The organism is Trinickia sp. (assembly GCF_057351765.1).
On the sequence record NZ_JBMRBK010000020.1, the window covers coordinates 194,268 to 200,476 of the forward strand.

Annotated in this window: 5 protein-coding genes; all 5 read right to left on the reverse strand. The window is 64.5% G+C overall.

Annotated features, from left to right (window positions below; all coding sequences use genetic code 11):
* Nucleotides 1-84: 84 nt before the first annotated feature.
* Entirely contained in the window at nucleotides 85-948 is an 864-nt protein-coding gene (ubiA, locus tag ACO1XS_RS04280) for a 4-hydroxybenzoate octaprenyltransferase (protein ID WP_331568003.1), read from the reverse strand.
* Nucleotides 949-1,106: 158 nt separating this feature from the next.
* Nucleotides 1,107-1,595 (reverse strand): Dps family protein, encoded by a 489-nt coding sequence (locus ACO1XS_RS04285; protein ID WP_331567987.1) that lies wholly within the window; start codon nucleotides 1,593-1,595, stop codon nucleotides 1,107-1,109.
* 160 nt (nucleotides 1,596-1,755) lie between these two features.
* Nucleotides 1,756-3,207 (reverse strand): catalase, encoded by a 1,452-nt coding sequence (locus ACO1XS_RS04290; RefSeq protein WP_331567988.1) that lies wholly within the window; start codon nucleotides 3,205-3,207, stop codon nucleotides 1,756-1,758.
* Nucleotides 3,208-3,380: 173 nt separating this feature from the next.
* Complete coding sequence (locus tag ACO1XS_RS04295) at nucleotides 3,381-4,340, reverse strand: hydrogen peroxide-inducible genes activator (protein ID WP_331567989.1); 960 nt, start codon at nucleotides 4,338-4,340, stop codon at nucleotides 3,381-3,383.
* 114 nt (nucleotides 4,341-4,454) lie between these two features.
* Nucleotides 4,455-6,209: ATP-dependent DNA helicase RecG (gene recG / locus ACO1XS_RS04300; protein WP_486390078.1), on the reverse strand; the 1,755-nt coding region annotated here is incomplete at its 5' end.

The following is a 6,209-nucleotide window of genomic DNA, read 5'->3' on the forward strand; positions in this document are numbered from 1 at the left end:
GCAGTGAGCTGCGGCCGAATCGATGCGATCCGCAAGAAAGTGGTGGTTCGCGAGTCCCGCCTCAACGGCGGGACGATCGCCGCGCTATAGGCCGGCGATGACGTAATGCGCGGCGACGCCCGCGAAAAGTGCGCCGCCAAGCCAGTTATTGTGGAGAAACGCCGCGAAACAGGCCATGCGCTCGCGCTCGCGGATGAGCGTGTAGTGATAGGCGGCGCAGCCGAGCGCGACCGCCCAGCCTAACCAAAACGGCCAGCCGAAACCGAGCGCCGCGCCGATCGCCGCATAGATGCCGAACACGGCGGCATAACACAGCATGACGGCGGCGACATCGAAGCGGCCGAACGTGATCGCTGAAGTGCGAATGCCGATCTTCAGATCGTCATCGCGATCGACCATGGCGTACTCGGTGTCGTAAGCCACGGCCCAGAACACGTTGGCCAGCAGCATGATCCAGGCGAGCATCGGGACACGGTCCTGAATGGCGGCGAACGCCATCGGAATGCCGAAACCGAACGCGATGCCCAGATAGGCCTGCGGGATCGCGAAAAAGCGCTTCATGAATGGATACGAGCCCGCCACGAACAGCGCGACGACCGACAACGCTTTCGTCAGTCCATTGAGCGGCAGGATCAGCAAGAAAGAAACGACCGACAGCACGGCCGCAATCGCCAGTGCTTCCCACGCCTGGATCTTGCCCGAAGTCAGCGGCCGGTTCTCGGTGCGCTTCACGTAGCGATCGAAATCGCGGTCGGCGTAGTCGTTGATCGCGCACCCGGCCGAGCGCATGAGCACGGTGCCCAATGCGAAGATGACGATCAGCGACGGCGCGGGATGTCCGCCCGAGGCGATCCAGAGCGCGTTCAATGTCGGCCAGAGCAGCAGCAGACTGCCGATCGGCTTGTCCATGCGGATCAAGCGCAGATAAAGCGGAAAGCGGGCAAACATCGGTGCGGACATCGCGTGGGCGGAACTGACTGAAACCGGGATGCCGCTATTTTAAGACTGAAAACCGGCAGCCGAATGCAAAAGGGACGCCCAAACAGCGGCGTCCCCTTTTTATGTGCGGTGAGGTGCGGTGGCCGGCGGGTGCCACCGACGTGGCCTCAGGCGAGCATGGCGCGCAACATCCAGGCGGTTTTCTCGTGCGTCTGCATACGCTGGGTCAGCAAATCGGCCGTGGGTTCGTCGTGCGCCGCATCCGTCGTCGGAAAAATCGCGCGTGCGGTACGCACCACCGCTTCCTGCCCTTCGACCAGTTGGCGAATCATCTCTTCCGCGCTCGGCACGCCATCGGCCTCGGGAATCGACGACAGCTTCGCGAATTCCTTGTAGCTCCCCGGTGCGGGCACGCCCAGCGCACGAATCCGCTCGGCGATCGCATCGACTGCCAGCGCGAGTTCGGTGTACTGCGTCTCGAACATGAGGTGCAGCGTATTGAACATCGGCCCCGTCACGTTCCAATGGAAGTTGTGCGTCTTCAGATAGAGCGTGTAGGTATCGGCGAGCAGGCGCGAAAGCCCCTCGGCGATTTTCTTGCGGTCTTTGTCGGTGATGCCGATGTCGATTTGCGATGCGGTGTTTTTCTTTGCCATGGCGGTTCCTTGCAAAAGAGATGCGAACGGTGCGAGACGGCAGATGTCCTGCGCCAACCGAAGGCGCTCATGCTTCCCGCATCGGGCGAGCGCCAGTGTAGCCCACTCGAACGTTGCGGCGCCACCTTGGGGGCGCCGCATTCGTCATCGCTCGCTGTCCTTACTTCGCCCGGGCCGCGCGCCGGCGCTCGATCGCATCGGCCACGCCCGCGCCGTAGGCCGGGTCGGCACGCGAGAAATGCTCGAGCTGGCGTGCGACGATGTCCTCGGGCACGCCGTCGATGTGCCCCGCGATCGTATCGAACAGTCGCGCGCGCTGGCCCTCGTCGAACAGACGAAAGAGCGCGCCCGGCTGGCTGTAGTAGTCGTCGTCCTCGCGGTGATCGTAACGATCGATCGCGCCGGCCGCGAGCGGCGGCTCGAGGGCGCTGCGATCCTGCGCGAACTCGCCGAAGCGGCTCGGTTCGTAGTTCGGCGTGCCGCCGAGATTGCCGTCGGTGCGCATTGCGCCGTCACGATGAAACGCGTGTACCGGGCACTTCGGCGCATTGACGGGAATCTGATGATGATTGACCCCGAGCCGGTAGCGCTGCGCATCGCCGTACGAGAAAAGACGCCCCTGCAGCAGGCGGTCCGGAGAAAACCCGATGCCGGGCACCACGTTGGCCGGTGTGAATGCCGCCTGCTCGACGTCGGAAAAGTAGTTCGCGGCATTGCGGTTGAGCTCGATCGTCCCGACATCGATGAGCGGATAGTCCTTGTGCGGCCACACTTTGGTGATGTCGAAAGGATTGATGCCGTATCGCGCGGCATCGGCCTCGGGCATGACCTGCACGCGGAAGTGCCACTTCGGAAACTCGCCGCGATCGATGCTCGAGACGAGATCGCGCTGCGCGCTCTCGCGATCGCCCGCGATGACGGCGGCGGCTTGCTCGTTCGTCAGGTTTTCGACGCCCTGCGCGGACTTGAAATGGAACTTGACCCAGAACCGCTCGCCCGCGGCGTTGATGAACGAAAACGTATGCGAGCCGAATCCGTGCTGCTGCCGGTAGTTCTTCGGAATCCCGCGGTCGCTCATCAAAATCGTGACCTGGTGCAGCGATTCGGGATGGCGCGACCAGAAATCCCACGCCGCGATGTTGCTGCGCAGGTTCGTGTACGGGTCGCGTTTTTGCGAGTGGATGAAATCGGGAAACTTGAGCGGATCGCGGATGAAAAAGACCGGCGTGTTATTGCCGACGACGTCCCAATTGCCCTCGTCGGTGTAGAACTTGATCGAAAAGCCCCGCACGTCGCGCTCGGCATCGGCGGCACCGCGCTCGCCCGCCACGGTCGAGAACCGGATGAACAACGGCGTTTGCTTGCCAAGTTCCGAAAACACGGCCGCCTTCGTATAGCGCGTGATGTCATGCGTCACCGTGAACGTGCCGAATGCGCCGGAGCCTTTTGCGTGAACACGCCGCTCGGGAATCACCTCGCGGTCGAAATGCGCAAGCTTTTCGAGCAGCCAGACGTCCTGCAATGCGATGGGGCCGCGTGGCCCCGCTGTCATCGAGTTCTGGTTGTCGGCGACGGGGGCGCCTGCGGCTGTGGTGAGCTTGCTGTCGGACATAGCGGTTCCTTGGGTCGAGAGGGAGTCAGCGGCAAATCGCTGCGATCCATGGAGCCGAGCATATAGATAGCTATCGACAACAGCAAATTAATCGATTCAATCTATTCGATAGGGGCTAAAAAAACGAGGCGGCAGCGGCCGCCCCGTCATGTCCAAGCGGACATCTTCGGCACTCAGTTCACCACGGCCGGCAGATCGAGCTTGTCGACGCCGGGCAAGTCGCAGGCGGCAATCGCTTCGCTGATCGCATCGATGGCCGGCATGCGCGTGAAGCTCTTGCGCCACGCCAGCACGACGCGGCGATCGGGCACGGGTTCGTCAAAGGGAACATAGCTGAGTAGACCGGCATCGGGCCCGCCTGCGTGCACCTTCACCTCGGGCACCGACATACGCGGCAATACGGTAATGCCGACTCCGCTGGCCACCATATGGCGGATCGTCTCGAGCGAGGAGCCTTCGAACGTCTTCTGGATGCCGTCGGCCGTCTGCGAGAATCGCATCAGCTCGGGACAAACGCCCAGGACATGGTCGCGAAAACAGTGTCCGTTGCCGAGCAACAGCATCGTTTCCTGCTTGAGGTCGTCGGCGTCGATCTTCTTGCGCGACTCCCATGCGTGGCCGGACGGGAGCGCGACGACGAACGGCTCGTCGTAAAGCGGCCGTACCATGAGGCCCGTTTCGGGAAACGGCAGCGCCATGATCGCCACGTCGATCTCGCCTTGCTTGAGCAGTTCGATGAGCTTGAGCGTGTAGTTCTCCTGCAGCATCAGCGGCATCTGCGGCACACGCTTGATCATCTGCTTGACGAGCGTCGGCAGCAGATACGGCCCGATCGTATAGATGACACCGAGCCGCAGCGGCCCCACGAGCGGGTCCTTCCCCTGTTTGGCGATTTCCTTGATCGCGAGCGTCTGCTCGAGCACCCGTTGCGCCTGGGTCACGATCTGCTCGCCGATCGGCGTTACGCTGACTTCGCTCGTTCCGCGCTCGAAAATCTGCACGTTGAGCTCGTCCTCGAGCTTTTTGATCGCGACGGACAGCGTCGGCTGACTGACGAAGCACGCCTCGGCAGCGCGCCCGAAGTGTCGCTCGCGGGCTACCGCCACGATGTATTTCAGTTCAGTGAGCGTCATTGGGGGACAATCAAAACTTGGGAGTTGATAGGTTTAAGTTATACACCCGTCGCGCGAATTCGCCAACCGTATAAGCCCCAGTTTCGAGCCGAGCTCCATTCGCCCTGCCTTCGTTCAGGCCTTCAGGTACTGCTCGCGCCCGCCGAGCCAGCGCGCCAGATGCGCCGCCACGACATCGGGGTACTCGGCGACGAGCCGCGCCGCGGCTTCACGGGCAGGCTCGATCAGCCACGCGTCGTTTTGCAGATCGGCAAAGCGCAGCATCGCGGCGCCGGACTGCCGCGCGCCGAGAAATTCCCCCGGCCCCCGGATTTCGAGGTCCCGGCGCGCGATCTCGAAACCATCCGTCGTCTCGCGCATCGTCTTCAGACGCGCGCGCGCCGTCAGCGAAAGCGGCCCGCCATAGAGCAGCACGCAGACCGAGGCGGTGCTGCCGCGCCCCACCCGCCCGCGCAATTGGTGCAGTTGAGCGAGGCCGAACCGCTCGGCGTGCTCGATCACCATCAACGACGCGTTGGGCACATCGACACCCACTTCGATCACGGTGGTCGCCACGAGCAATTGGACCTCGTTGCCGGCGAATGCCTCCATCACGGCCGCCTTTTCCATGGGCGGCAGCCTGCCGTGCACGAGGCCGACGCGCAACTCCGGCAGCGCCGCCGCCAGTTTCTCGAACGTTTCGACCGCCGTTTGCAGCTGCAGCGTCTCGCTTTCCTCGATGAGCGGACACACCCAATAGACCTGCCGCCCGGTCAGCGCCGCTTCGCGCACCCGGGCGACCACCTCGTCGCGGCGCGTGTCGGAAACGAGCTTGGTGACGATCGGCGTGCGCCCTGGCGGCAGCTCGTCGATCGTCGACACGTCGAGATCGGCGTAGTAGGTCATCGCCAGCGTGCGCGGGATCGGCGTCGCCGACATCATGAGCTGATGCGGCTGGAAATCGCTGGCCCCGTCCGCGGCCCGATGCGCCTTCGCCCGAAGCGCAAGCCGTTGGGCGACGCCGAAGCGGTGCTGCTCGTCGACGATCACGAGCCCGAGCCGCGCGAATTCCACGGTCTCCTGGATCATCGCGTGCGTGCCGATGACGAGTTGCGCCGTACCGCTGGCCGCGGCCTCGAGCGCCGCCCGTTTCTCCTTCGTCTTCAGGCTGCCCGCGAGCCACGCCACTGCCACGCCGAGCGGCTCGAGCCAGCCGCGCAGCTTGCGGGCGTGCTGCTCGGCGAGGATTTCGGTGGGCGCCATCATCGCCGCCTGATAGCCGGCGTCGATCGCCTGCGCGGCCGCCAGCGCCGCGACGACGGTCTTCCCGCTGCCGACATCGCCCTGCAAGAGCCGCTGCATCGGGTGCGGGGCACTCAGATCGGCCGAAATCTCGGCGACGACGCGCTCTTGCGCACCGGTCAGCGCGAACGGCAGCGCTGCCCGCAGGCGGGCACTGAGTGTCTGCGCGGCGGCTTGCGCGCCGTTCGAGGCAGCAGGCATCGGCGGGGCCGTGCGGCGACGCCGCTCTTCGTGAGCCCGTTTGAGCGAGAGCTGCTGAGCGAGGAGTTCGTCGAACTTGATCCGCGTCCACGCAGGGTGCGTACCGTCGATCAATGCCGCTTCGTCGGCGTCCGCGCTCGGATGATGAAGCGTGCGCACGGCCTGAGCGAGGGGCGGCAAGCTGAGGCGGCGCACGTAGGCTTGCGCGAGCGGCTCGGGCAGCAATTCCGGCAAGGGCGTGCGTGCCACCGCGTTGTCGATGGCCTTGCGCAGGTAGGCCTGCGACACACCGGCCGTGCTCGGATAAACGGGTGTCAGCCCCTGCCGCAGCGGCGTATCGGTGGTGACCGGACGCACGCTCGGGGGCGCCATCTCGAGCCCGAGCAA

Bases quoted from the DNA above. Each gene is read 5' to 3' on its own strand.
- ubiA (WP_331568003.1), bottom strand. From the start codon at position 948: ATGTTTGCCCGCTTTCCGCTTTATCTGCGCTTGATCCGCATGGACAAG.
- ACO1XS_RS04295 (WP_331567989.1), bottom strand. From the start codon at position 4,340: ATGACGCTCACTGAACTGAAATACATCGTGGCGGTAGCCCGCGAGCGA.
- ACO1XS_RS04290 (WP_331567988.1), bottom strand. From the start codon at position 3,207: ATGTCCGACAGCAAGCTCACCACAGCCGCAGGCGCCCCCGTCGCCGAC.
- ACO1XS_RS04285 (WP_331567987.1), bottom strand. From the start codon at position 1,595: ATGGCAAAGAAAAACACCGCATCGCAAATCGACATCGGCATCACCGAC.